Genomic DNA, 24,812 nt, shown 5'->3' with positions numbered 1-24,812 from the left:
ACCACATAACCCCAATAACTATGCCGTCACAGCCATTGATATTATACAGCCCCAAAAAATCACCTAATCCATTGATTTAAAACCCCACTGCCTTAGGCTAGGCTACATATACCCCATTATCGTGCCCGCTTTTTTTGCCTGCTTAATCACACTCTATTAACAAATTTAGCTTAGGTCACGCGTTAGGTGAATTTTTTTGCTGTGCCTGATTGGCCTGCGTGGCGCTATGGCACCGCGTTGCGGTGCTTCGCGGGTGCCTCACTTCGTTCGTTACGCCGCGCTACGGGATCGGTGCGTTATCGTTGGCTTGTTGGCTTTATCATCGCGCGCTGAAGCGCCCTCCCACTCCTGTCATCTCCAACTCCTTCCATCTCTCACGTCTATTCCATCTGTCATCTGTCACCTCTCACATCTGCCATCTTTCAACTCTGTCACCTCCCACATCTGCCATCTATGACACCTGTTATCTCACTTACCCCGTCACTTCTTGCTACTAGCCTTCTCTTGCAAACCCGATTAGCCTGCTAACTCAACCAGTAAGGGATTGAGATGCAAGAGACAACGACGCGGCAGCGCTTGGCGGAGGTGTTGGTGCTGCTGGGGCTTTTGGCGCAGATAGTGGGCTTTACCGGGGCGGTGCCGACCGCGCAGGCGGTGAGCTATTTGCTGTGGGCGGCGGTGGCGCTGCTGTGGCGGGGTATTTCCAAGCGTTCGCGCATTCAGCGGGGGTGTTGATTGCCCTTGGCGTGGTGATGCTGGTGGTGGCTCAAGCGGTGTACGGCGCGGCGGTAAACTGGCTGCCATGCTGCAAGGCAACGTGTTTGTAGCCACTATGCTGGTGGGCGTGAGCTTTATTTCGCTGATTGGCACCCAGGGCAACAAACGTGCACCGGGTAAACGGGTAACCGGTGCGGATGGCGTGCTGCGTACCTGGCTGGGGGTGCATTTCCTTGGCACGGTTTTGAATCTTTCCACGGTGTTTATGGTGGGCGACCGGTTGGCTCGCCGTGCGCCGTTAACCACACCGCAGTTATTGGCGCTGAACCGTGGGCTAAGCAGCGCGGCCCTTTGGTCGCCCTTCTTTGCTTCTATGGCGGTGGTAATTGCCTTGGTGCCTTCGGTCAATATGCCCAGATTGCCGTGGTGGGTTTTCCGATTGCTATGCTCTCAGGGCTATTAACCACGCTGGAGCTGCGGCGGCGGTTTGATTTAACCGAGGTAGATGGCTTTTCGCTTTCGCCCCGCAGCCTGCTGATGCCTGCGGGCATGGCGGCATTGGTGATGCTGTTTCACTTTTGGATCACGCCGTCGCTCACTATAGTCAGCATCATTACCTTTTTACTGCCGGGAGTGGCGCTGTTAAGCAACCTGCGGGAAGGCCCGCGTTTTACCCTGCGGCGCATTCGCCAGCACACCGTTACCCGGCTTCCCGCCATGCGTGGGGAGATTTCGCTGTTTTTGGCAGCGGGGTTATTAACATTAGGGCTTTCGACGCTGGTGGCCGCCGCTGCGGGCGATGAGTGGACGCTGTTTGCCCGCTTTGGTACGTGGCAGGCCATGGCCAGCTTTGCTGCCATTACGCTGAGCGCGCTGGTGGGGCTGCACCCAATTATTGGCGTTTCCGTGCTGGCGTCTATTTTGGATTTAAGCGGTGGCGAGCAAACGCTATTCGCCTTTGTGGCGTTAAGCGCCTGGGCGGTGGGCACCAGCGTTGGGCCGCTTTCCGGTATTAACCTTTCCTTGCAGGGGCGTTATGGGGTGAGCGGTTATCGCATGATGAAAGATAACCTGCCCTACGCGGCGATAATGAGCCTGCTCTCGCTGGGGGCGATCGCAGGCTTGAGCGCTTGGCTAGGTTAAAAATTAGGTTTCGACAATTTTATTGGGGAAGCGGTAGAAGTAGCGGTGGCCGCACTGGTGGCAGGGTTCCAACCGCGAGACTTCGTTAAGCATTACCTGGGCATCGCAGTGGGTGCAGGCCATTAACCCCGGGGCGGCGATTTCGCCTTCGCAGTAGTCGGCGCGGGCGGCTTCTAGGTCGTCCTCAAAGCGTTCGCGGTCTACCACGCTGCGGTCGGCAATGGAAAGCAGTGATTCCGCCACCCGGCGTGAGAGCTGGTCGATATCGACCCCCAGCCAGCTCGCCACCTGCTTGCCGGTATCCGCCATGTAGTAACGCATATCTTTTAAGTCACGCTCTACCCAGGCGCGCAGCAGCGCCAGCTCGTCTTTGGTGTACTCCTCAAGCTCGGCCTCAAAGGCAACGGCGTCGTCCAAATCCTTTTGTAGATTGTCCCAGGTGAGCTCGTTGGCGCCGCCTTGCATGCGTTCCAACAGGCGCTCGTAGCCTTCGCGGAGGCGGTGATCGTTATGTTTTTCCATGGGTCCTCTCCTTTTATTGCCACAGGTGATGCCTATGATCGGCTAGCCGTTCAAGGATACACCCGCATAGGATACAATCGACGCTACTTATCTGACAGTCGTCATCTATTATTCACTTTGCGCCCTTTTTGGGCGAATGACCCCAAGGCATTGAAAACACCGATGGACGCACATTACAGCCCCCGCGATATTGAACGTGATGCTCAACAGTACTGGGAAAAGCACCAGTGCTTTAAAGCCGTAGAAGACGCCAACCGCGAAAAGTTCTACTGCCTATCCATGTTCCCCTACCCCAGCGGCAAGCTGCACATGGGCCACGTGCGTAATTATACTATCGGCGACGTTGTCTCACGTTTCCAGCGCATGCAGGGTAAAAATGTCATGCAGCCCATGGGTTGGGATGCGTTCGGGATGCCGGCGGAAAATGCCGCGATCCAAAATCAGGTGCCGCCCGCCAAGTGGACCTACCAAAACATTGATTACATGCGCAACCAGTTGAAGGCATTGGGCTTTGCCTACGACTGGAGCCGCGAATTCGCTACCTGCGACACCAGCTACTACCGCTGGGAGCAGTGGTTCTTCACCAAGCTGGTGGAAAAGGGCTTGGTGTACAAGAAGATGTCCACGGTGAACTGGGACCCGGTCGACCAAACCGTACTCGCCAACGAGCAGGTCATCGACGGCTGCGGCTGGCGCTCCGGCGCGCCGGTTGAGCGTAAAGAGATCCCGCTGTGGTTCTTAAAGATTACCGACTACGCCGATGAGCTGCTGGCGGATTTAGATAACGTCGAGTGGCCCGAGCAGGTCAAGACCATGCAGCGCAACTGGATTGGTAAATCCCGTGGCGTCGAGCTGAGCTTTGATATTAAAGCCGCCGATGGCAGCGCCTGCGAGCGGCTGGCGGTGTACACCCCCCGCCCGGATACGCTGATGGGCGTGACCTACATGGCCGTGGCCGCTGGTCACCCGCTGGCAAAACAAGCCGCCGAGCAGAGCAGCGAGTTGGCAGCGTTCTGTGAAGAGTGCGCCAAAGGCGGCACCTCTGAAGCGGAAATGGCCACCAAAGAGAAGCTGGGCATGGCCACGGGCCATAAAGCCATTCACCCGTTAAGCGGTGAAGAAGTACCGGTATTCGTGGCTAACTTCGTACTGATGGAGTTCGGCACCGGCGCGGTCATGGCCGTACCCGCCCACGACCAGCGCGACTGGGAATTTGCCACCAAGTACGGCGTTGAGCTGAAGCCGGTAGTGGCCGACGAGCACGGCAATACGCCGGATATCTCGGAAGGCGCTTACACCGAGCACGGCACGCTTATTAATTCCGGCGAGTTCGATGGTCTGGAATTCCAAGCCGCGTTTGATGCCATTGCCGCCAAGCTGGCCGAGCTGGGCCGTGGCGAAGTTAAAACCAACTATCGCCTGCGTGACTGGGGCATTGCCCGCCAGCGTTACTGGGGCGCGCCGATTCCGGTGAAGTACGGCCCGGAAGGCCAAACCGTGCCGCTCTCCGATGACGAGCTGCCCGTTGCGCTTCCCATGGAAGTCACCGTGGATGCCTCCGGTTCGCCGCTGAAGAAGATGCCGGAGTTCTCCGAGCTGGGCGACGGCTGGGTGCGTGAAACCGACACCTTCGACACCTTCATGGAGTCTTCCTGGTACTTCGCTCGCTTCTGCTGTGCGGATAACCACGAAGCGATGCTGGATGAGCGCGCCACTACTGGCTGCCGGTGGACCTCTACATGGGCGGTATCGAGCACGCGATTCTGCACCTGCTCTACGCCCGCTTCTTCCACAAGCTGCTGCGAGATTTCGGCATGGTCGATTCCGACGAGCCGTTCCAGCAGCTGCTCACCCAAGGCATGGTGATCGCCGAAACTTCTACCGCATTAAAGATAACGGCGGTAAAGAGTGGTTAACCCCGCCGATGTGGAAGTGAAGCGCGACGAGAAAGGCCGCCCGCTGAGCGCCATTTTGATGAGCGACGGCCAGCCCGTTGAGATGGGCGGCATCGAGAAGATGTCCAAGTCGAAGAACAACGGCGTGGACCCGCAGTCGATGATCGACAAGTTCGGTGCCGACACCGTGCGCTTGTTTATGATGTTTGCAGCACCCCCCGAGCAATCACTGGAGTGGTCCGATTCTGGCGTTGAAGGCGCGCATCGCTTCCTGAAGCGCATCTGGCGTCAGGTTACCGAGCACCTGGAAGCGGGCACGCCGGGCACGCTGAACGTCGATGCACTCAACGACGACCAAAAAGCGTTGCGTCGCAAAACCCACGCAACCATCAAGAAAGCCAGCGACGACATTGGCCGCCGCACTACTTTCAACACTGCCATTGCGGCAGTGATGGAGCTTTCTAATGCGGTGGCTAAGTTCGACGATACGTCTGAACTGGGCCTCGCGGTCAGCCGTGAAGCACTGGAAGCCTGCGTGCTGCTGCTGGCCCCGATTACCCCGCACCTGTGCCACACCCTGTGGCAACAGTTGGGCCATGAGCAGCCCGCCATCGAAGCCCAGTGGCCGAAAGTAGACGAAGCCGCCCTAACCCGCGATAGCATTGAGCTGGTGGTACAGGTGAACGGTAAACTGCGCGCCCGCCTGGAAGCCCCAGCCAGCGCCGACAAAGCCGCCATCGAGCAACTGGCGATGGAGAACGAAAACGTCCAGCGCCATTTGGAAGGCAAAACGGTCCGTAAAGTGATCGTGGTGCCCGGCAAGCTGGTTAACATTGTGGTGAGTGGATGAAGCCAGCCCAACCCATAACGCGCCGTCGTTTCCTCGCGCTTAGCATCGCCGCCTCGGCGGCGGTGCTGCACAGCGGCTGCGGGTTCCACCTGCGCGGCACGGAATCCATGCCGCGCCTGCCCGCACTCTCGATAGAGGGCGACGATACTAGCGCCCTCGCCCAGCAGCTTCGCACTCGCCTGCAGCAGTTAGGCACCGAGGTAGAAAGCGGCGCGCCCTGGCGCGTCACTCTGGGCACACCGACGCTGCAGGAGCGGCGCATTGGCACCGATGGCCGCGCCAGCCGCGAACACGAGCTAACGCTGCGCACTACGCTCTCGGTTCAGCAACGGGAAACTAACGCTTACGCGCTGAATAACGCAACGCTGGCCACCAGCACGCGGATTCGGGTAAGCGATGATGATCTGTTGAACCGCGAGACGCTGTTCCAAGAGGCCGAGCAGACACTGACTCGGCAGCTTGCCCAGCGTATTGTGGAACGCTTAGCCAACCTTGAGGCGCCGCGGTGAAGGTATTTGCCGACCAACTGCCCGCTGCCCTAGCCAAAAAACTGCCCAAAGCGGTAATTGTGGCGGGCGATGAGCCGCTGCAGCACCGCGATGCCTGCGATGCAGTGCGCGCCGCCGCTCGCCAAGCGGGTATCGAAGAGCGGGAAGTGCTGGATGTAGAGCCCAACTTTGCCTGGGGGCGGCTCTTGGAAACCGCCAGCAACCTCTCGCTGTTTGCCTCCAACAAGCTGTTAGAGCTGCGCATGGGTAATCAGAAGCTGGGGCAGGAAGGCAGCAAGGCGCTTGCTCAATATGCGGAAATGATGGATGGCAGCGACGACCTGCTATTGGTCAGCATGGGCAAAGTCGATGCCAAGCAGCAGAAAAGCGCCTGGTTCAAAGCCTTAGATAAACAGGGAATTTTTGTTCCCGTATGGCCGGTAGATGCCTCAAGGCTTGGCTATTGGCTTCGCGACAGAGCCTCTCACCATGGCCTGCAGATTGATTTGGAAGCGGCACGGTTGCTGGGTGAGCGTACCGAAGGCAACCTGTTGGCGGCTGATCAAGAGCTGCAAAAGCTGGCGTTGATCTACCCGGCTAACACCCGGCTCAACGTCGAACATATTGCCCAAGGTGTGGAAGACAGCACCCGCTTTGATGTATTCAATCTGGCGGATGCCTGCTTGAAGGGCGAACCCAGCCGTGCCTCGCGGATTGTGAACGGCCTAAAAAGCGAAGGCGTCGAAGCGCCGATTGTACTGTGGGCGCTCACCCGCGAGCTGCGCACTCTGCTGTCGTTGCATCAGCATTTGGATCAGGGCCAGAGCTTTGAGCACGCCTGTAAAACCCAAAAGCCGATGATTTTTGATAAACGTCGCCCGTCCTATCAAAAAGCCATTAGCCGCCTTTCCATGAAGCGTTTACACAAACTGCTACTAATGGCCCAGCGCCTGGATTTAGCGGTGAAAGGGGCATCTGCCGTGCCGCTATGGCCGGGGCTGCACGACCTCGCCATGACCATGGCAGGGGCAAAAGGCATCCTGGCGGAAACGCCCTGGACCTATCGCATTAGTGCAAATAATTAGCACTTTGCATTTTCGTCTTAAAACACTCGCTGTTTGTTTCTATACTAATCACTCAAGCTACTCATAGCTTGCTCCCCGATAAGTCTAAGGATGAAGACAATGAAAACAGTGCGTGCTTACCTCTCGACCCTTTTGATTGCTGCGTTAGTGTTTGCCAGCCTGCCCGTTGTGGCGGCCCCTACCGCCCCGCAAGGCATGGATCTGGTATCAACGCAGTCTGTTTTAGCAGGCGACCGTGCCGGTGCGGACCGCGAGCGTATCAATGAAATCCTCGCCCGTGCCGATGTGCAAGATCAACTGCTAAAGCAGGGTGTTAATCCTGCTGACGTTGAAGCGCGTGTGGCGGCCCTGAGCGATGCCGAAGCCCAGCAAATGGCGCAGCAGCTTGAGCAGTTGCCCGCCGGTGCTGGTGTGATTGGTGCGCTGTTCGCGGTATTTGTGATTCTGCTGGTAACGGACATTCTCGGTTTAACCGATGTTTACCCGTTCACACGCTAATTCATCCGCGATGATGAACCGTTATGTTAACGCCCGCACTGCGGGCGTTTTACTGTTAAGCCTGCTGCTTCTACTGCTAACCGGCTGCGCACGCAGCCCGGTACTGCTTGAAAGCACCAAAGCGAGCCTGACGCCGCAAACCGAGCTTACCGAGGTGCCGTTTTTCGCCCAAACGGAATACCAGTGCGGCCCAGCTACCTTGGCCATGGTGCTCAATCACGAAGGCGTCGATGCTAGGCTTAGACGAGCTGATTCCTCAGGTTTTTTTGCCAGGGCGTGACGGCAGCGTTCAGCCAGAAATGCTGGCCACCGTGCGCCGCTACGAGCAGTTGGCGATTCCTATTCGCGGCACCATGGATGCACTGCTCACTCACTTGGAAGCTGGCGACCCGGTGGTAGTGATGCAGAACCTTGCCCTGCCCGCTTTCCCCATGTGGCACTACGCGGTGGCAATTGGCTTTGATCTGCCTAACGAGACGCTTGTTCTGCGCAGCGGTGAAATCGAGCGGCACACCCTGTCGTTTAGCCGTTTTGATGCTACGTGGGCACGTACTGAGCGCTGGGGGTTTGTGGTCAGCGAGCCGGGCAGTCTGCCGGAGGGCGTGACCGCCCGCAACGCCTTGGAAGCGATTAGCGCCTTTGAAGAGCAGCATGGGCCTGCAAAAACGCTCAGCAGTTGGCAGGCGTTTGGCGAACGCTTCCCCGCCAACCCGTTGGGGCAGTTCGCGTTAGGCAATGCGCTTTACGCAGCAGAACAACCCCAGGCAGCGTTAGATGCGTTTGAAGCCGCTACCCAACTAGACCCCGCCATGGGGGCCGCATGGCTTAACCTAGCCATCTTGCAGCTTCAGCAAGAGAATAGCGACGCCGCCAGGAAGTCACTAAGCCAAGCTGCTTCACTAGAAGGAGAATGGCAGCCCCGCGCCCAGCAGCTGTTGGAATCGCTATAAGGTATGGCTAACGGAAGGGGATGGTTATAAACACGAAGGGGGCATAGCGCCCCCTTTTTGTGGCCGCTTAAAAGACGCGGTTTAAGCCGTTTTGCGCCGCCACCCGGTAAGCTTCTGCCATGGTCGGGTAGTTGAAGGTGGTGTTCACGAAGTACTTCAGGGTATTCGCTTCGCCCTTCTGCTGCATAATCGCCTGACCGATGTGCAGAATCTCGGAGGCTTGGTCGCCAAAACAGTGGATACCCAGAATCTCTAGCGTATCTTGATGGAACAGAATTTTCAGCATGCCCACCGTGTCGCCGGTGATTTGGGCGCGAGCGGTATCTTTAAAGAACGCCTTGCCCACTTCATAGGGCACTTTGGCTTCAGTCAACTCACGCTCGTTGGGGCCAAAAGAGCTAATTTCCGGGATGGTGTAGATACCAGTCGGGACATCGCTGACAAAGCGGTACTCTTTTTCCAGCAGCTCGTTACAGGAGTTTAGGCCCTGATCGTAGGCGGCACTGGCCAAGCTTGGCCAACCAATGACGTCGCCCGCCGCGTAAATATGCGGAATCGAGGTGCGGTAGTGCTCATCCACGCTGAGCTGGCCCCGGCCATTCGCTTCCAGGCCGATGTTCTCCAGCCCTAAGCTGTCGGTGTTACCAGTACGGCCGTTGGCCCATAGGAATGCATCGGCACGGATTTTCTTACCGGATTTCAGGCGTACCACTACGCCTGCTTCATCACCCTCGACACTCTCGTACTCTTCGTTATGACGAATCAGCACGCCGTGCTTGCGTAGGTGATAAGAGAGCGCATCACTGATCTCATCGTCCAGGAACGACAGCAGGCTATCCCGGTTGTTGATCAGATCTACCTTCACGCCAAGCCCCGAGAAGATGGACGCGTATTCACAACCGATAACGCCCGCGCCGAAAATTACCAGCGTACGCGGCGTGTGGGACAGGCTCAGGATGGTATCGGAGCAGTAGATACGCGGGTGGCGGAAGTTGATATCTGCCGGGCGATAAGGGCGCGAACCGGTGGCAATAACGCTTTTCTTAGCCACTAGCTCTTCCATGCCCTCTTGGCGGTCGCGCACTACAACGGTGTGCTCGTCTTTGAAGCGGGCGACGCCGTGGAACAGGTCAATGCGGTTACGCGCATAAAAAGTGGTGCGCATTTCAACCTGTTTGTCGATGGTACCGCGCGAGCGCTCCATCACTTTTGGGAAGGAGAACCAGCGGGGCTCACCGATATCGCGGAACATGCGGTTGGTGTTAAACGCCATGATCTGCTTTACCTGATGGCGCAGCGCTTTCGAAGGAATGGTGCCCCAGTGGGTGCAGTTACCGCCTACCTGGGCCTGTTTCTCAATTATCGCCACCCGCATACCGTGCTTAGCAGCATTAATAGCAGCGCTTTCTCCGGCGGGGCCGGTACCGATCACCACGACATCGTAATTGTGAACCGCCATACGGTTTGGATCTCCTTGTTCCCTGACATCATCAATTCATTAGCGCATACGTAAACGCCCGCGGTTAAGCGAGCGTTTGATGTTATTTAACGCGTAGTAGCATCAGCGGTTAGCGGCGCGTTGCATCGTAACCTAAGTCGGCGCCACGGCTTTCATCACTACGGCGCCGTACGCTACCGCGTTTGCGGTTCTCTTCTTCGCATACTTCGTCTTTACCGCCGCAGATATCGCAGCCATCCTTCATGCCGATTTGATTAAGCCCACCGCAGGAGCCTGCAATGGGTTTACGCCCCATCAGCACGCCAACGGCCATCGCGCCCATAATCAGCGCCATAAACCCGAATACCAGTAGCCAAATTGCCATGTTGTCCTCCTAGCATTACGTTAGGTATCTCACCTGCCGACAATACTTGTGCCGATAAGTGCCTTAAAAATCTACCGCCCATTGTACCTCAGCCACCGCAAAATGATCAGGCATTGGGCGTTTTTCAGCACGGATACTTCGCATCTACCAACAAAACGGTAAACAAAAACAAACGGGGCTAGCCCAAAGGCTAGCCCCGCTTCTAACGTTCGCTGATGCGATATTAGCCGCCGAAGTCATCCAGCAGGATGTTTTCCGGCTCAACGCCCATATCAAGCAGTAGCTTAATAACAGAGGCGTTCATCATGGGCGGTCCACACATGTAGAACTCACAATCTTCAGGTGCCGGATGGTCCTTCAGATAGTTTTCGTACAGCACGTTGTGGATGAAGCCCGTCGGGCCTTCCCAGTTATCTTCCGGCTGCGGATCGGAGAGTGCCAAGTGCCACTCAAAGTTCGGGAACTCTTCCGCCAGCTGGTCGTACTCTTCGTTGTAGAAGGTCTCACGCCAGGAGCGCGCACCGTACCAGAACGAAATTTTACGAGTCGACTTCAGACGCTTGAGCTGGTCAAAGATATGGCTACGCATTGGCGCCATACCCGCACCACCACCGATGAAGACCATTTCAGCGTCGGTGTCTTTGGCGAAGAACTCACCGAACGGCCCCATCACCGTTACCTTGTCACCCGGCTTCAGGTTGAAGACGTAGGTGGACATCAGGCCCGGCGGATGACTGCTGCCAGGAGGCGGAGTTGCGATACGAATGTTGAACTTGAGGAGGCCTTTCTCTTCCGGATAGTTCGCCATGGAGTAGGCGCGGATGACTTCCTCGTTGCTCTTGTGGGAAATGTTGAATAGGCCAAACTTCTCCCAGTCGCCACGGTACTCTTCTTCGATATCGAAGTCAGAGAACTTGATGTCGTAAGGCGGCGCTACCAGCTGTACATAACCACCGGCGCGGAAGGCAACTTCTTCACCTTCAGGCAGCTTCAAGTTCAGCTCTTTGATGAAGGTCGCCACGTTCGGGTTGGCGGTTACTTCGGTTTCCCACTTCTTAACGCCGAAGACTTCTTCCGGCACTTCTACTTTCATGTCCTGCTTCACAGGAACCTGACAAGAGAGGCGCCAGCCTTCTTTCTTCTCACGCATGGTGAAGTGCGACTCTTCAGTCGGCAGAATAGAACCGCCGCCCTCTTCTACTCGGCACTTACACTGGGCGCAGGACCCACCGCCACCACAGGCAGAAGAAAGGAAAATACCGTTGGCCGCCAGGGTGTTCAAAAGCTTGCCGCCGGCCTGGGTCTTCAGGGTGTGCTCAGGGTCGCCGTTGACTTCAATGGTCACGTCCCCGCTACTCACTAGCTTGCTGCGCGCTGCCAGAATGATCGCCGTTAAGCTAATAACGATGACCGTGAACATGACAACACCGAGCAAGATGACAGATGTATCAACCATGTCGGTTTCCTATTGCTGAAGGTTTTCTGTACCTCGGCAGCCTAGGCTGCCGAGAAAACCGGCTCCGATTAAAGCTGAATGCCAGAGAAGGACATAAAGCCCAGTGACATTAAGCCAACGGTGATAAACGTGATGCCAAGGCCCTGCAGACCGCCCGGCACGTCGCTGTACTTCAGCTTTTCACGAATACCCGCCAGAGCAGCGATTGCTAGCGCCCAACCGGTACCAGCGCCGAAGCCATATACCACGGCCTCACCGAAGTTATAGCTACGCTCTACCATGAACAGTACGCCACCCAGGATGGCGCAGTTTACGGTGATCAGCGGTAGGAAAACGCCCAGCGCGTTGTAAAGCGACGGTACGTACTTATCAAGGAACATCTCCATGATCTGTACCAGTGCCGCGATAACACCGATGTAAGAGAGCAGACCCAGGAATGACAGGTCGATATTCTCAGCACCGCTAATGCCGGTCCAGGTCAGCGCCCCTTCCTGCAGCAGGTAAGTGAATACCAGGTTGTTGACCGGAACCGTGATCGTCAGTACGACGATAACCGCAATCCCAAGGCCAATCGCAGAGGACACCTTCTTGGATACCGCAAGGAACGTACACATGCCCAGGAAGAAGGCTAGTGCCATGTTCTCAACAAATACCGAAGCAACGAAAAGGCTTAGATAATGTTCCATGTTACACGGCCTCCTTCGGCTTGGTGTTGTGCTTCATCTTGAACTCGTTCTCTTCTACCTGCTCGGGGTTGACAGAGCGCAGTACCCAGATCAACAGACCGATGATGAAGAAGGCAGAAGGCGGCAGCAGCAGCAGGCCGTTCGGCACGTACCAGCCGCCGTTCTGAATGGTCGGCAGTACAGTGAAGCCGAAGATACTACCAGCACCCAACAGTTCACGAACGAAACCTACCACCATCAGAACGAAACCGTAGCCAAACCGTTACCGATACCGTCCAGGAATGACAGGCCCGGCGTGTTGGACATCGCGAAACCTTCCGCGCGGCCCATCACGATGCAGTTAGTGATGATCAGACCTACGAAAACCGACAGCTGCTTAGACATTTCGTAAGCATAGGCTTTGAGGATCTGGTCAACCACGATCACCAGCGAGGGAATGATGGTCATCTGAACAATGATACGGATCGAGGACGGAATATGGTTCCGAATCAGCGATACGAACAAGTTCGAGAAGGAAGTGACAAAAATTACCGCCAACGCCATTACCAGCGAAACGCTCATGCTGGTGGTGACCGCCAACGCAGAACAGATCCCCAAGATTTGCAGTGCAATGGGTGTTGTTCTTAAAAATCGGCGCCGTTAAAACGCCTTTTGCATTTACATCCGCCATGATCAGGCCCCCTCAACATCGTCGAAGTCAGTCTCGGTGTCTTCGGCGTCTGATGGCTCGGTACCGCTGCGGAATTTAGCCAGGTAAGGAGCAAAGCCCTCTTCACTCAGCCAGAACTGCAGCATGTTGGTCACGCCGTTACTGGTCAGCGTAGCACCGGAAAGCGCATCGACTTCGTGCTCGTTACTTGCACCGCCTTTGGTCAGGTGGATTTCCGGTGAAAGGTCGCCCTCTTCACTGTAAACCTCCTTACCTTCCCACAGGGCTTGCCAGCGCGGGTTGTTTACCTCAGCACCCAGACCCGGCGTTTCGCTGTGGCAGTAGTACGTGATACTGACGATGGTGTTGCCATCCCCTTCAACAGAGAGGAAGCCCATCATGCGGCCCCACAGGCCCTGCCCACGAATAGGCAGAACAATCTGGTCGGGGTTTTCAGCATCGCCCACGAGATAAACGGTGGCGTAGTTTTCAACCCGCGCCAAACCTGCGATATCACGGTCGCCAGACAACGTGCGGCCAGTAGCTGGGTCGCGCGCTGCTTCAAAACCATCGAAGGTACTGGGGTCAAACTGGTCAGTGTATTCACCGGTTTCCAGTTCAACAACGCGGGCAGTAATCTGGCTGCTGAACGCTTCTTCCACATCCATACCCGGCTCGTAAAGACGCGCCACATTAAGGATGTTGGTTTTGCGGTCCAGCTCCTGATTGAGCTGCTGCGCTGGGCGTAGTGCGACGGCCGCCGTCGAAACGATGACCGAGCACACGATGCACAGCGAGAACGCTACGATCAGGACTTTCTTGATGGAGTTATTACCTTGTGCCATTAGGCAGTCTCCTCGGCCGGTGTACCAGTGCGCTTGAGACGGCGCTTCACATTGGCCTGGACGAAGAAGTGGTCAATCAGCGGCGCAAACAGGTTGGCGAATAGAATGGCCAGCATAATGCCTTCCGGGAACGCCGGGTTTACCACGCGGATTAGAACGGTCATCACACCGATCAGCGCGCCAAATACCAAACGGCCTTGGTTGGTCATGGAAGCGGACACAGGGTCAGTCGCCATAAACACCATACCGAAGGCAAACCCACCAATGACGAGGTGCCAGTACCACGGCATCGCGAACATGGGGTTGGTTTCAGAACCGATCAGGTTGAACAGCGTGCTGGTAATCACCATACCCAGGAATACACCCAGCATGATGCGCCAGTTGGCAATCTTGGTCCACAGCAGTACGGCAGCACCGATCAGGATGGCCAGCGTCGATACTTCGCCAACAGAGCCAGGGATAAAGCCTAGGAAGGCATCCCACCAGCTGTAAGCGTTAGTCAGCGCAGTCATACCGTCTTGGAACGCCATAGAAAGCGCAGTAGCACCGGTGTAGCCGTCGGCTGCTACCCATACTGCGTCACCGGAAATTTGCGCCGGATAAGCAAAGTAGAGGAACGCACGGCCAGTCAGCGCCGGGTTAAGGAAAGTCTTGCCGGTACCACCGAAGATCTCCTTACCAATCACGACACCGAAGGTAATACCTAATGCTACCTGCCATAGCGGAATAGTAGCTGGCAGAATCAACGCAAACAGCACGGAAGTCACGAAGAAGCCTTCGTTAACTTCGTGACCACGCTTAATGGCGAACAGCACTTCCCAGAACCCACCTACCACGAAGGTGACGAGGTAGATAGGCAGGCAGTAGGTCGCACCCAGCACGAAGTTCGCCCACAGGCTGCTCGGATCATGACCGCCCGCCAGGGTCATCATGATGGCTTCGCGCCAGCCGTTCATAGAAGCATAACCTGCTTCAATCGCCGTGTTAGCCTGCCAACCTGCGTTCCACATACCGAAGAACATGGCCGGGAAGGTACACAACCAAACGGTGATCATAATGCGCTTAAGGTCAACGCCATCACGGATATGTGACGTGGTTTTCGCAACACTGGGGGGCGAATAGAAGATGGTATCTACCGCTTCGTAAAGCGGATAGAACTTCTCGTACTTGCCACCTTTATGGAAGTGCGGCTCGAGATTATCGAGTGTTTGTCGAATACCCATCATCAGGCCTCTTTCTCGATCATGGTGAGATTGTCACGCAGGATGGGGCCGTACTCATATTTGCCGGGGCAAACGTAGGTACACAGCGCCAGATCCTCTTCGTCCAGCTCAAGACACCCGAGCTGCATGGCAACCTCAATGTCGCCCACAATCAGCGAACGCAGCAGTTGCGTTGGCATAATATCCAACGGCATGACGCGCTCGTAGTTACCCACCGGCACCATGGCACGCTCGGAGCCATTTGTAGAGGTGGTCGGCGCGTAGTTACTCAAGCCTTTGAACTTGGAGAGGTAGATACCCATTACCGAGTGACGATTGGCACCCAGGGAAAGCCATCCCAAAAAGGTGCGCTTATTACCCTCTTCCAGCAAGCTTACTTGGTTATGGAAACGACCTAAGTAAGTCACCTTGCCTTCAGCGGCAGCACCAGAGAAGACTGAGCCGGAAATCACACGAGTGTCATCAGGTTGGATGACTTCACCTGCCAAGAGTTCCTCGGTGCTAGCACCGATACGGGTACGCAACAGGCGAGGTTTTTCAGCACGCGGGCCACCCACCGCAATAATGCGGCTCATATCCAGCTTGCCTTCAACAAACAGCTTACCGAAGGCAATCACGTCCTGATAACCGATGTGCCACACTTTTTTGTGCAGCGCTACAGGCGAGAGGTAGTGGATATGCGTGCCTACCAAACCAGCCGGGTGCGGCCCAGCAAAGCTTTCGGTTTTGACGCCGCTAACATCACTGCCTGATACGGAAGCATTATCCCCCGTGCACAGAAAAACGTTGCCCTCGGTCAGGCGGGTTAGCACCTTGAGGCCGTCTTCAAATGCCTGGGCATTTTCATTGATGATAAAGGCAGGGTCAGCGCTTAGCGGATGAGTATCTACAGCGGTGACAAAGATATCGGCAGGAACGCTATGGATGGCTGGCGTGCGTGAGAAAGGAAGGGTGCGCAGGGCAGTCCAAAGTCCTGACTCAACAAGCTGGTCGACAACGGCTTGACGATCAAGCTGTCCTAAAGCCTCACGATCATGCGAAGCAAATGTCATCGCTTCTTCATTTTCATCGACTTTAATAACCACAGACAGCAGACGACGTTTTTCGCCACGGTTAATTGCGACTACTTCACCACCGGCAGGCGCGGTAAAACGCACGCCGTCAATTTTCTTGTCGGTGAAGAGAAGCTGGCCTAACTTGACCTTCCCCTTCCTGAACTTCCATTGTTGGTTTCATACCAACATAGTCAGTGCCCAGGATTGCCACGTGACGCACAGGCTGCGCATCTTCAATACGCTGCTCGGGCGCTCCCGTGATGGGGAGATCCAGGCCTTTTTTGACTTCGATCATAGTCTCGCCCAGTTGATGGATCGGATATACGAAGGTAAGGGGTTCGAATGCTTATTTTCTGCTCAGTGAATTCTTATTTTCTGTTCAGATTGTTACCAGTCAGGCCCAAGCAAGCTTGAACCACCCCGAAAAATCTATCGCATTATAAAGATAAGCGCGGCCAATGACCACATCCCTGATGGCCTCCAAAAGTGCTATATGCATTTGTAGTGCATTTGTTTCTGGTACAAAAAACGCCACCCGAAGGTGGCGTTGATTCAACGTTTTAAGTAATGCCCTAATTTAGCGCACTACGGACCCGCACTAATTAACTCGCCTGACGTGGCAGCTTCAAAAACTGCACATTCGACATATGCTGAAGAATACGAATGACCTGGCAGCTATAACCAAACTCATTGTCGTACCAGACGTAGACCACTGCATGATTGCCGTTAGCAATGGTCGCTTTGGCATCAACAATGCCCGCGTGGCGATTACCAACGAAGTCAGAAGAAACCACTTCTGCAGAGTCAACGAAATCAATTTGCTTTTGGTAAGCAGAATCAATCGACATACGGCGCAGGTAGTCGTTCAGCGCGTCTGCATCGGTACCTTTATCCAGCGTCAGGTTCAAAATCGCCATAGATACGTTCGGGGTCGGTACACGAATGGCGTTACCAGTCAGCTTGCCTTCTAACTCCGGCAGCGCCTTAGCAACCGCTTTAGCTGCGCCTGTTTCGGTCAGTACCATGTTAAGCGCCGCACTACGGCCACGACGATCACCTTTATGATAGTTATCAATCAGGTTCTGGTCGTTGGTATAGGCGTGAACGGTCTCAACGTGCCCTGTCGCCACACCGTACTCATCGTTGAGTACTTTCAACACCGGCACAATGGCGTTCGTCGTACAGGAAGCCGCCGACACGATGCGGTCATTATCGCCAATCGTTTCGTGATTAATGCCGAATACGATATTTTTGATGTCACCTTTACCCGGCGCCGTCAGCAGCGCTTTTGCTGCACCTTTACACTCAAGGTGCTGGCCTAGACCCGCTTCACCACGCCAAATACCGGTGTTATCAACAATCACCGCGTTATGAATATCGTAGGTGGTGTAATCAATTTCGCTGGGGGAGTCGGCGTAGATGACCTGCACCACGTTGCCGTTAATGGTCAGCGTACGCGCGTCAGCATCCACGGCGATGGTGCCATCAAACGGGCCATGAACCGAGTCGCGGCGCAGCAGACTGGCACGCTTCTCCAGGTCTTTCGCCACATCACCACGGCCGCGCACCACAATGGCACGCAAACGCAGTAGGTTTCCGCCGCCAGCCTTCTCGACCATCACGCGCGCCAGCAGGCGACCACTACGGCCAAAACCATACAGCACGACGTCTTGAGGCTCGCCTTTGCTGCCGCCCGGCTGAAAGCCGTCGATGATCTCGCCTAGCTCATGGCGCAAAAACGCATCAAGGTCGCCACCGCCCTGGCGCTTAAAGCTCACTGCTAGCTTACCCACATCGACGTGAGCAGGCCCCAGGTTCATCTCACTCATCGCTTTTACGATGGGGTACGTGTCTTCTACCGACAGCTCTGTGCCTTCAATTTTGCGCACAAAGCGGTGATCTTTAAGTATACGAATGACCGACCGCTTGATCAGGGAACGTCCGAACATGGTGGCAACAACGTTGTTCTGGCGATATAGCTGACCCACCAGCGGAATCATCTGCTCAGCCAGAGCTTCATTGTTTTGCCATTCCTGAAAAACGTTTTCGAGAGCTTGCTGACTCACGTGCGGCCTCATTGGGTAACGGGGATGTGGGGATATTATCCGGGGCTTATTAGGGAGCCGCAATGAATGGATAGTCGCACAACATGTAGGGGTATTACAGAAAAAGGGCATTGACTACAAACAGTATTCATGTAGTACCAAATAGGCTCACAAAGCCCGCTTCACCTTAGGGCCTCTGCGTGAAAGGGCTGATCGTGTATGATTCAAGTTCCGTTTCTGCGCAAAACGATACCTTTACTATGCCTTCTTTCTCTCTGCTCGAACCGCCTCAGCCGCAAGGGATTCGCGATACGCTCTATTTGCAAGCGCCGCCGGGCAGTGCGACTGCCCTGGCGCTAGCTCAGGTAGCGTCAAGCGCACCGTTACTGGTGATCACTCCCAACACCGCCAGCGCCCAGAGGCTGGAACAAGATCTCGCTTTTTATAGCAGCGTGCCGGTTCTCCCCTTCCCCGACTGGGAAACCTTGCCCTACGACAGCTTCTCGCCCCACCAAGATATTATTTCTGCTCGGCTGAGAACGCTGCGCCTGCTGCAGGATGGCGTGCGCGGTATCGTGCTTGTGCCGGTCAATACCCTCATGCAGCGGCTGCCGCCTGTCTCGTACATCGCTGGCCGCGTGATGACGCTAAAGGCGGGGGCCACGCTGAATCGCGAAACATTCCGCGAATCGCTCTCCCGGGCAGGCTATCGTGCGGTAGAGACCGTTTATGAGCCGGGCGAATACGCCATGCGCGGCGCGATTATCGACCTATTTGCCATGGGCATGGATGAGCCGATTCGTATTGATCTATTTGATGATGAGATCGACACACTGCGCCACTTCGACCCCGGCAGCCAGCGCTCTACCGACAAAGTGGATATCATCGAACTGCTGCCTGCCCATGAATACTCGCTAAGCCGCAGCGCGATTGCCTGCTTCCGAGAGCAGTTTGAAACCCTGTTTGATGTCGACCCGCGCCAGTGCCCGCTCTATAACGATGCGCTGAAAGCGATTCCCTCTCCTGGGCTAGAGCAGTATTTACCGCTCTTTTTCGAGGAAACCGCCTCGCTGTTTGAGCATCTCACCGAAGACACTCGCATCGCCTTGCTCCCAGACGTTTTCCACGCGGCTGAGCAGCACTGGCAGTCGATTGAATCGCGCTATGAGAATTTAGGTGTTGACCCTACGCGGCCGCTACTACCGCCTCACCGGGCGTTCTTCCCGGTTAACGAAGTGTTTTCAGCCATTAAAGCGCGACCTCGCCTTGAGTTCACTGAGGACGACAGCCAACGCCATGCGCTTGCTCCTCTGGCCCAAGCACTCCCTTCTCTGGCCATTAATGCGCGCGCCAAACAGCCGCTGAGCGAGCTGGCGAACTTCTTGGATAACCATCCCAAGACCCGCATGCTGTTTGTTGCCGAGTCCCGCGGGCGGCGGGAAGCACTGGAGGAAGTCCTCTCCCCGCTGAAACTATCGCTGCCCCATAGCGATAGCTTCCAGGCTTTTTTAGCAGGCAGCGAGCACATCGCTATAACGGAAAGCTTGGTGGGTAGTGGCCTATGGCTCACCGAGCCCGATGTCGCGGTAATTAGCGAAACCGAGCTGTTTGGCGACGTCGTGCGGCAAAGCCGTCGGCGGGAAAAAGCCACCGACGATAACGAACTAGCGGTCCGCCACCTTTCCGAGTTGCGCGAAGGAGCACCGGTGGTTCACCAAGCCCACGGCGTAGGCCGCTACCTGGGCCTGGAAACCCTGGAAGCGGGCGGCCAGGCCAACGAGTTTCTCGCCCTCTCCTATGCCGACGGCGCCAAGCTGTATGTACCGGTGGATAGCCTGCACCTTATTTCACGCTATAGCGGCGCCGATGACGAACTTGCCCCGCTGCATAAGCTGGGCTCCGACCAGTGGGAGAAAGCCCGCCGCAAAGCCGCTGAAAAAATTCGCGACACCGCCGCAGAACTACTGGATATTTACGCCCGCCGTGAAGCCCAGCAAGGCACGGTGTACGACTCACCGGGAGATGAGTACGTTCGCTTTTCAGCCAGCTTCCCGTTTGAGGAAACACCCGACCAGCAAGCCGCCATTGAGGCGGTGATTAGCGATATGGTGTCGCCACAGCCAATGGATCGCGTGGTATGTGGCGACGTCGGCTTTGGTAAAACCGAGGTGGCCATGCGCGCCGCCTTCCTCGCCGTACAGTCCGGCAGACAGGTCGTAGTGCTAGTGCCGACAACGCTACTAGCACGCCAGCACTTTGAGAACTTCCGCGACCGCTTTGCCGACACTGCCGTCAATATCAGCCTAATCTCGCGCTTTACCGGTGGCAAAGAGATGACGCAAACCCTGGAAGGCATCAAAAACGGCCAAACCGATATCGTTATTGGCACCCATAAGCTGCTCTCGAAAAGCGTCGAGCTGCCCAAAATGGGACTGCTGATTATCGATGAAGAGCACCGCTTCGGCGTCGCCCAAAAAGAGAAGTTGAAAACCCTACGCGCGGAAATCGACATTCTCACACTCACCGCCACGCCTATTCCGCGTACGCTCAATATGGCCATGAGCGGCATCCGTGACCTTTCTATCATCGCCACTCCGCCCGCAAGGCGCTTATCGGTAAAAACTTTTATACAGCAGCGCGACAACAGCATTATTAAGGAAGCGCTACTGCGGGAGATCCTGCGCGGCGGTCAGGTCTACTTCCTGCACAACGAAGTAAAAACCATTGAGAATGCTGCTGAACAGATCCGCGAGCTAGTGCCGGAAGCCCGCGTTGCTGTGGCCCACGGCCAGCTTCCAGAGCGCAGCCTTGAGCGGGTGATGTCTGATTTCTACCACCGACGCTTTAACGTGCTGGTGTGCTCCACCATTATAGAAACCGGCATTGACGTACCTAGCGCCAACACCATTTTGATTGAGCGTGCGGATAAGTTCGGCCTAGCACAGCTACACCAGCTGCGCGGCCGCGTAGGGCGCAGCCACCATCAGGCCTATGCTTACCTACTAACCCCGCCACCCAAAGCCATGACGCGAGATGCCGTAAAACGCCTTGAGGCGATTAGCGCCTCAGACGACCTGGGGGCAGGCTTTACATTGGCCAGCCACGATATGGAAATTCGCGGTGCGGGTGAGCTTTTGGGCGACGAGCAGAGCGGCCAAATGGAAACCATTGGCTACACCCTTTATATGGAAATGCTGGACCGGGCGGTGAAAGCAATCCGCGCAGGCAAAACCCCTAACATCGACGCGCCCTTCAACACAGGCGTCGAAATAAGCCTGAATCTGCCTGCCCTCATTCCCGATGATTACATTCACGATGTACAGCAGCGCCTAGTCATGTATAAACGCATCGCTAATACGCAATCAGATACCGAGCTTAAAGAGTTGCAGGTAGAGTTGATTGACCGTTTTGGTCTACTGCCACAGCCGTTGAAGAATCTGATTCGGCAGACGAAGCTGCGCCACCGGGCAGAACAGCTCGGTGTTGCGCGCATAGAAGCAGGTGAACAGCGCGGCCGCGTGATTTTTAACACCACTACCCAGGTAGACCCGCTGACCCTGGTCACGCTGATTCAAAAATCTCCCCAGCACTACCGCTTAGATGGTTCCGATACTTTACGTTTTGAATTTCCAATGGAAACGGTCGAACAGCGTTTCGAAAAGATTGAAGCACTGCTAACGACCCTTAATCAAAAAGTAGCGGCGGCGTGAACCTTGGGGCAAACTTGTCATTAAGCAGCACATATCGGTAACGCATCGCTGCCCATTACCATGCGTACCAGCAGTGCATACATTGATTAGGATCGACCATGAACATTCGTAAGAACATTACCCGTTGGGGACCTACCAGCCTGGCAGTTCTGCTGGCAGCGAGCCTTGTGGGCCCCGTTTATGCACAGCCGTCGGCCGAGCAGGCCGAAAGCACTGCGGCGATTACTGACGACGCCACTGCTAGTGCAGAGCAAGTTGCTGAGGCGCAGGAACTACCGCGCGGCCACTTCCGACTACCCGAGCACGGCGACATTATTGGTGAGTACTACACCGTTACGGTGGAGAACCCCGAAGAGACGCTTATCGACATCGCTCGTCGCCATAATATTGGCTACGAAGAGATTCGCATGGCGAACCCAGACGTTAGCTTATGGGTACCGGGTAAAGGCACCGAGGTAGTGATCCCTGCGCGCTATATTCTACCCCCCGCGCCGCGTGAAGGCGTGGTTGTTAACCTTTCCGAGCTGCGCCTTTATTACTCCCCGCCGATAACCCAGGCATTGTTGAAACCTATCCGGTTAGCGTGGGTCGTGAAGAGTTCGCCACCCCAGTGGGCATCACCCGCACCACCGTTAAGGTAAAAGACCCCGCTTGGGCACCGCCGGCCTCGATGCGTCGCGAGGCTGCAGAGCGCGGCGATCCTGCGCCTTCTATCGTACCGGCCGGGCCAGATAACCCCCTGGGCCGCCACGCCATTCTGCTGGCCATGCCTAGTTATCTGATTCATGGCACCAACCGCCCTGACGGCGTAGGTATGCGTGTTAGCCGCGGCTGTATCCGCATGTACCCAGAAGATATCGAGTCGCTGTATGAACGCCTGCCAAGCGGCACTAAGGTAGACCTGATGGATGCGCCTTTTAAAGCAGGCTGGGCGGCAGACGGCACACTGTTTGTGCAATCCTACCCTCAGCTGGAAGAGAACGTAGGCAACTTTGAGCCGCTGCTTAATGCCATTGAGCGGGTCAGCGAACTGGCAGAAGATTAAAGCAGAAGTGGATTACGAGCAGGTCAAACGCGGGGTGGAAGCACCAGACGGCCGCTTTGTGGCGCTATATGGCCCGCAAGCACCCGCCCCTGAGCCGGAACCCGAGCCGCAGCCCACTCAGCAGCTAGAGGGGATTTTGGAAGGTGTCGAGCTTTCCACGACCGTTCGAGTTGAAGGCGACGCTTAACGCGTAAAGCGCTAGGCAACAAAAAACCCCGCCGAGGCGGGGTTTTTCACATCTACAGCGACCACCGAACATGCATCATGCTCGGTGGCCCAAGCAGAATTACTTCTGCATGGAACGCTGGAACATGCGGTTCATTTCTTCACGGTTCTGCTCAGACATCTGCAGAGCAGCTTGCGCGTCGCGCTGAGCTTGGTTTGCAGTGTTCAGAGCTTGTGAAGCCATGCTGCGTGCTTCTGCGGCATCAGCCTGTGCAGATTCAGCAGTCATGCGAACTTCTTCCAGAGCGCTGGTAGAAGCACAGCCAGCCAGGATTGCCAGAGAAGCGGCAGCGGCAGTCATCTTCAGAGCAGTCTTCAGAGTCATAGTGTTCTCCTTGAGTCTTCCTTGGGTACTACGTTAAGGGTATGACAAAAAATAAGGCTAAAGCGTTAGCTTAAATTTGTCTACCTGCGGTGCAGGTTCTTTACAGCGACTTGTACCAGGGTTACGCACCAAGGCACGCAAGTCAAACGCTGTTTTATAATAGACCACAGCGGTTGTCTATAGCCACATATTTAAAACCTAGAACTTCCTTCAACAACACAAGCCTAGCGGATCACCACGCGTGTGCCAACATCTACTAATTCGGCCACACGTGCGATCTGTTCATTGGTGACTGCCACACACCCTTGGGTCCAGTGGAAGCTACCATGGATCTCTGGATCACCGCCGCCAACTCCGTGAATCCCAATAGCGCCACCCAACGCAGTATTCTGCGGGGGCGAGCCATAACGCCGGTAGTGGTCAAAATAGGCCTCGTAATCCGCTTGGGAGTATATACCTTTTTCAAGCGCCATACGTGCGTGAGGTGGCGTAGGATAATCGATACCAATAAAGATATGCCACTGGCTTTCGAAATTAAATCGATTAACTCTGAATTCGCCCAGCGGTGTAACGTTATCGCCGCGAATTCGCTGGGTTTTTGCGCCACCGCGCCCCAATGAAATAGGCGCAAAACGCTCTACCAGCGCATTCCCGCGAAAAATGGTCAGCGTTGCCTCTTTATCGTCAATTAGCACCCACAACTCACTACTGTGGCGTGGCACAGCAGCGCGAGAAAGCAGCGTCTCAACCAAATCGGTTGGCTCATAATCATTCACAGCGCTTGTAGCAGTTGCGCTAGCCACTGCTGGCCAGCCCAGTGCCAACGCCAAAAATCGGCGACGGTTCACAGACATTATTTTGCTCTCAAATACAGGCCAGTGTGGCTAGGCCGAGGACGCATTAGTGGCGGCTGTTATACCTTATTCACACAGCTATTGTCAGCGTTTCGACCATCAAATTAGCGTTCAGAATAACGAGCAGCACTGAAACAAACTTTAATTCAACGATCACTAAATATCGTCAAACTCCTGCATGCTCGCGACTAGCTTGCGAGCTTCTGCATTATGACCTTCTGCCAATGCGCTAAAAAACGTCTCCTCGGGCTCAATTTTGGCCCGAGAAGCGCGATGTTCATAAAGGCTTTGCAACTTACGATGGGACTCTACCGCTGTTTCGGTTAGCTCATCAATCGAACCTGCCACGCTCTGCTTTGCCAGAGCATCAAGCTCAGGGGGCTGGGGGAAGTCGCTTGAATCGTCAAACCATATTTCTAACACTTCATGATGATCCGAGCCATCGTGAAACAGCGCCTCAAGCCCTGTTTTCATCTTTAGCTCGCTATCGGCTAGGTAGGTGAGCGCCATGGCTAGGCGCTCATGCTCGGCTTGTTCTGCGCCAGCGCTGTATTGGCGCGCCATGCGGCCATGATAACCCGTTGCCCACTCAATGAGATCTTTGACTTGGTTATAGCGCATCCGTGTCTCCTGTATCGTTGTTTCCATACAACGTGGTGACGAATAGGCACATTTCAACCTATCAGAGTAAGCAACCAGACGCTATTGGCAACCTCTCCCTCT

The 24,812-nt window shown here is 55.5% G+C and carries 15 protein-coding genes and 6 pseudogenes; 8 read left to right on the top strand and 13 right to left on the bottom strand.

Going from position 1 to position 24,812, the window contains the following annotated elements; translation table 11 throughout:
* Positions 1-549 precede the first annotated feature (549 nt).
* A pseudogene (locus B4967_RS16575) lies at positions 550-1,860 on the top strand (hypothetical protein).
* 3 nt (positions 1,861-1,863) lie between these two features.
* Here B4967_RS16575 and B4967_RS16570 read toward each other — a convergent pair.
* Complete coding sequence (locus tag B4967_RS16570; RefSeq protein WP_083026401.1) at positions 1,864-2,382, bottom strand: zinc ribbon-containing protein; 519 nt, start codon at positions 2,380-2,382, stop codon at positions 1,864-1,866.
* A gap of 162 nt (positions 2,383-2,544) precedes the next feature.
* Between B4967_RS16570 and leuS the strand changes: the two are divergent.
* The 5 genes and pseudogenes from leuS (at position 2,545) to B4967_RS16545 (ending at position 8,148) form a co-directional block, all read left to right on the top strand.
* Positions 2,545-5,127, top strand: a pseudogene (leuS, locus tag B4967_RS16565) (leucine--tRNA ligase).
* A complete protein-coding gene (locus tag B4967_RS16560; RefSeq protein WP_243470664.1) occupies positions 5,124-5,636 on the top strand; it encodes an LPS-assembly lipoprotein LptE in 513 nt (170 codons plus the stop codon). The pseudogene leuS and the gene B4967_RS16560 overlap by 4 nt, the downstream one beginning before the upstream one ends.
* Positions 5,633-6,700, top strand: a complete 1,068-nt coding sequence (gene holA, locus B4967_RS16555) for a DNA polymerase III subunit delta (protein ID WP_083026399.1) — start codon at positions 5,633-5,635, stop codon at positions 6,698-6,700. Before B4967_RS16560 ends, holA begins: the two co-directional genes overlap by 4 nt.
* Before the next feature lie 99 nt (positions 6,701-6,799).
* Positions 6,800-7,198, top strand: coding sequence for a PA2779 family protein (locus B4967_RS16550; RefSeq protein WP_054640985.1), 399 nt, complete (start codon positions 6,800-6,802; stop codon positions 7,196-7,198).
* Positions 7,199-7,208: 10 nt separating this feature from the next.
* A pseudogene (locus B4967_RS16545) lies at positions 7,209-8,148 on the top strand (PA2778 family cysteine peptidase).
* A gap of 67 nt (positions 8,149-8,215) precedes the next feature.
* On the opposite strand, the gene sthA reads toward B4967_RS16545, so the two are convergent.
* From sthA to B4967_RS16500, 9 genes and pseudogenes are all read right to left on the bottom strand, one after another.
* Positions 8,216-9,607 carry a Si-specific NAD(P)(+) transhydrogenase gene (gene sthA, locus B4967_RS16540; RefSeq protein ID WP_083026398.1) on the bottom strand — a complete coding sequence of 464 codons (1,392 nt, stop codon included), beginning with the start codon at positions 9,605-9,607 and terminating at the stop codon, positions 8,216-8,218.
* A 109-nt stretch (positions 9,608-9,716) separates the two neighbouring features.
* Positions 9,717-9,971 (bottom strand): (Na+)-NQR maturation NqrM, encoded by a 255-nt coding sequence (nqrM, locus tag B4967_RS16535; RefSeq protein WP_044628062.1) that lies wholly within the window; start codon positions 9,969-9,971, stop codon positions 9,717-9,719.
* A 223-nt stretch (positions 9,972-10,194) separates the two neighbouring features.
* On the bottom strand, positions 10,195-11,427 hold the full coding sequence (gene nqrF / locus B4967_RS16530; RefSeq protein ID WP_083026396.1) for an NADH:ubiquinone reductase (Na(+)-transporting) subunit F: 1,233 nt from the start codon (positions 11,425-11,427) through the stop codon (positions 10,195-10,197).
* Between the two features lie 68 nt (positions 11,428-11,495).
* The gene (nqrE, locus tag B4967_RS16525) at positions 11,496-12,113 is read right to left on the bottom strand and encodes an NADH:ubiquinone reductase (Na(+)-transporting) subunit E (RefSeq protein ID WP_044628064.1); all 618 of its coding nucleotides are present in this window, start codon (positions 12,111-12,113) and stop codon (positions 11,496-11,498) included.
* A gap of 1 nt (position 12,114) precedes the next feature.
* Positions 12,115-12,783 (bottom strand): annotated as a pseudogene (locus tag B4967_RS16520) (NADH:ubiquinone reductase (Na(+)-transporting) subunit D).
* Positions 12,784-12,785: 2 nt separating this feature from the next.
* The gene (locus B4967_RS16515; RefSeq protein WP_083026394.1) at positions 12,786-13,607 is read right to left on the bottom strand and encodes a Na(+)-translocating NADH-quinone reductase subunit C; all 822 of its coding nucleotides are present in this window, start codon (positions 13,605-13,607) and stop codon (positions 12,786-12,788) included.
* On the bottom strand, positions 13,607-14,833 hold the full coding sequence (locus B4967_RS16510; RefSeq protein WP_083026393.1) for an NADH:ubiquinone reductase (Na(+)-transporting) subunit B: 1,227 nt from the start codon (positions 14,831-14,833) through the stop codon (positions 13,607-13,609). The genes B4967_RS16515 and B4967_RS16510 overlap by 1 nt, the downstream gene beginning before the upstream one ends.
* Positions 14,833-16,180 (bottom strand): annotated as a pseudogene (locus B4967_RS16505) (Na(+)-translocating NADH-quinone reductase subunit A). Before B4967_RS16505 ends, B4967_RS16510 begins: the two are co-directional and overlap by 1 nt.
* Positions 16,181-16,487: 307 nt before the next feature.
* Positions 16,488-17,951: a glyceraldehyde-3-phosphate dehydrogenase gene (locus tag B4967_RS16500; RefSeq protein ID WP_083026392.1), complete on the bottom strand. Its 1,464-nt coding sequence runs from the start codon at positions 17,949-17,951 to the stop codon at positions 16,488-16,490.
* A 239-nt stretch (positions 17,952-18,190) separates the two neighbouring features.
* Here B4967_RS16500 and mfd point away from each other — a divergent pair, with 239 nt between their 5' ends.
* Both mfd and B4967_RS16490 read left to right on the top strand, forming a co-directional pair.
* On the top strand, positions 18,191-21,640 hold the full coding sequence (gene mfd / locus B4967_RS16495) for a transcription-repair coupling factor (protein ID WP_192859225.1): 3,450 nt from the start codon (positions 18,191-18,193) through the stop codon (positions 21,638-21,640).
* Between the two features lie 98 nt (positions 21,641-21,738).
* A pseudogene (locus tag B4967_RS16490) lies at positions 21,739-22,872 on the top strand (L,D-transpeptidase family protein).
* A gap of 99 nt (positions 22,873-22,971) precedes the next feature.
* On the opposite strand, the gene B4967_RS16485 reads toward B4967_RS16490, so the two are convergent.
* The 3 genes from B4967_RS16485 to B4967_RS16475 all read right to left on the bottom strand — a co-directional run bounded on the left by B4967_RS16485 (position 22,972) and on the right by B4967_RS16475 (position 24,710).
* Positions 22,972-23,235, bottom strand: coding sequence for an Lpp/OprI family alanine-zipper lipoprotein (locus tag B4967_RS16485; protein WP_016914087.1), 264 nt, complete (start codon positions 23,233-23,235; stop codon positions 22,972-22,974).
* Between the two features lie 224 nt (positions 23,236-23,459).
* Positions 23,460-24,089, bottom strand: coding sequence for a L,D-transpeptidase family protein (locus B4967_RS16480; protein ID WP_083026390.1), 630 nt, complete (start codon positions 24,087-24,089; stop codon positions 23,460-23,462).
* Between the two features lie 156 nt (positions 24,090-24,245).
* Positions 24,246-24,710, bottom strand: a complete 465-nt coding sequence (locus B4967_RS16475) for a hypothetical protein (protein WP_083026389.1) — start codon at positions 24,708-24,710, stop codon at positions 24,246-24,248.
* Positions 24,711-24,812 lie beyond the last annotated feature (102 nt).

The organism is Vreelandella lionensis, from assembly GCF_002087295.1.
GTDB classification, from domain to species: Bacteria; Pseudomonadota; Gammaproteobacteria; order Pseudomonadales; family Halomonadaceae; genus Vreelandella; species Vreelandella lionensis.
Note: the sequence above shows the minus strand (reverse complement) of the source record. Positions and strands in the feature narration are given on the sequence as shown.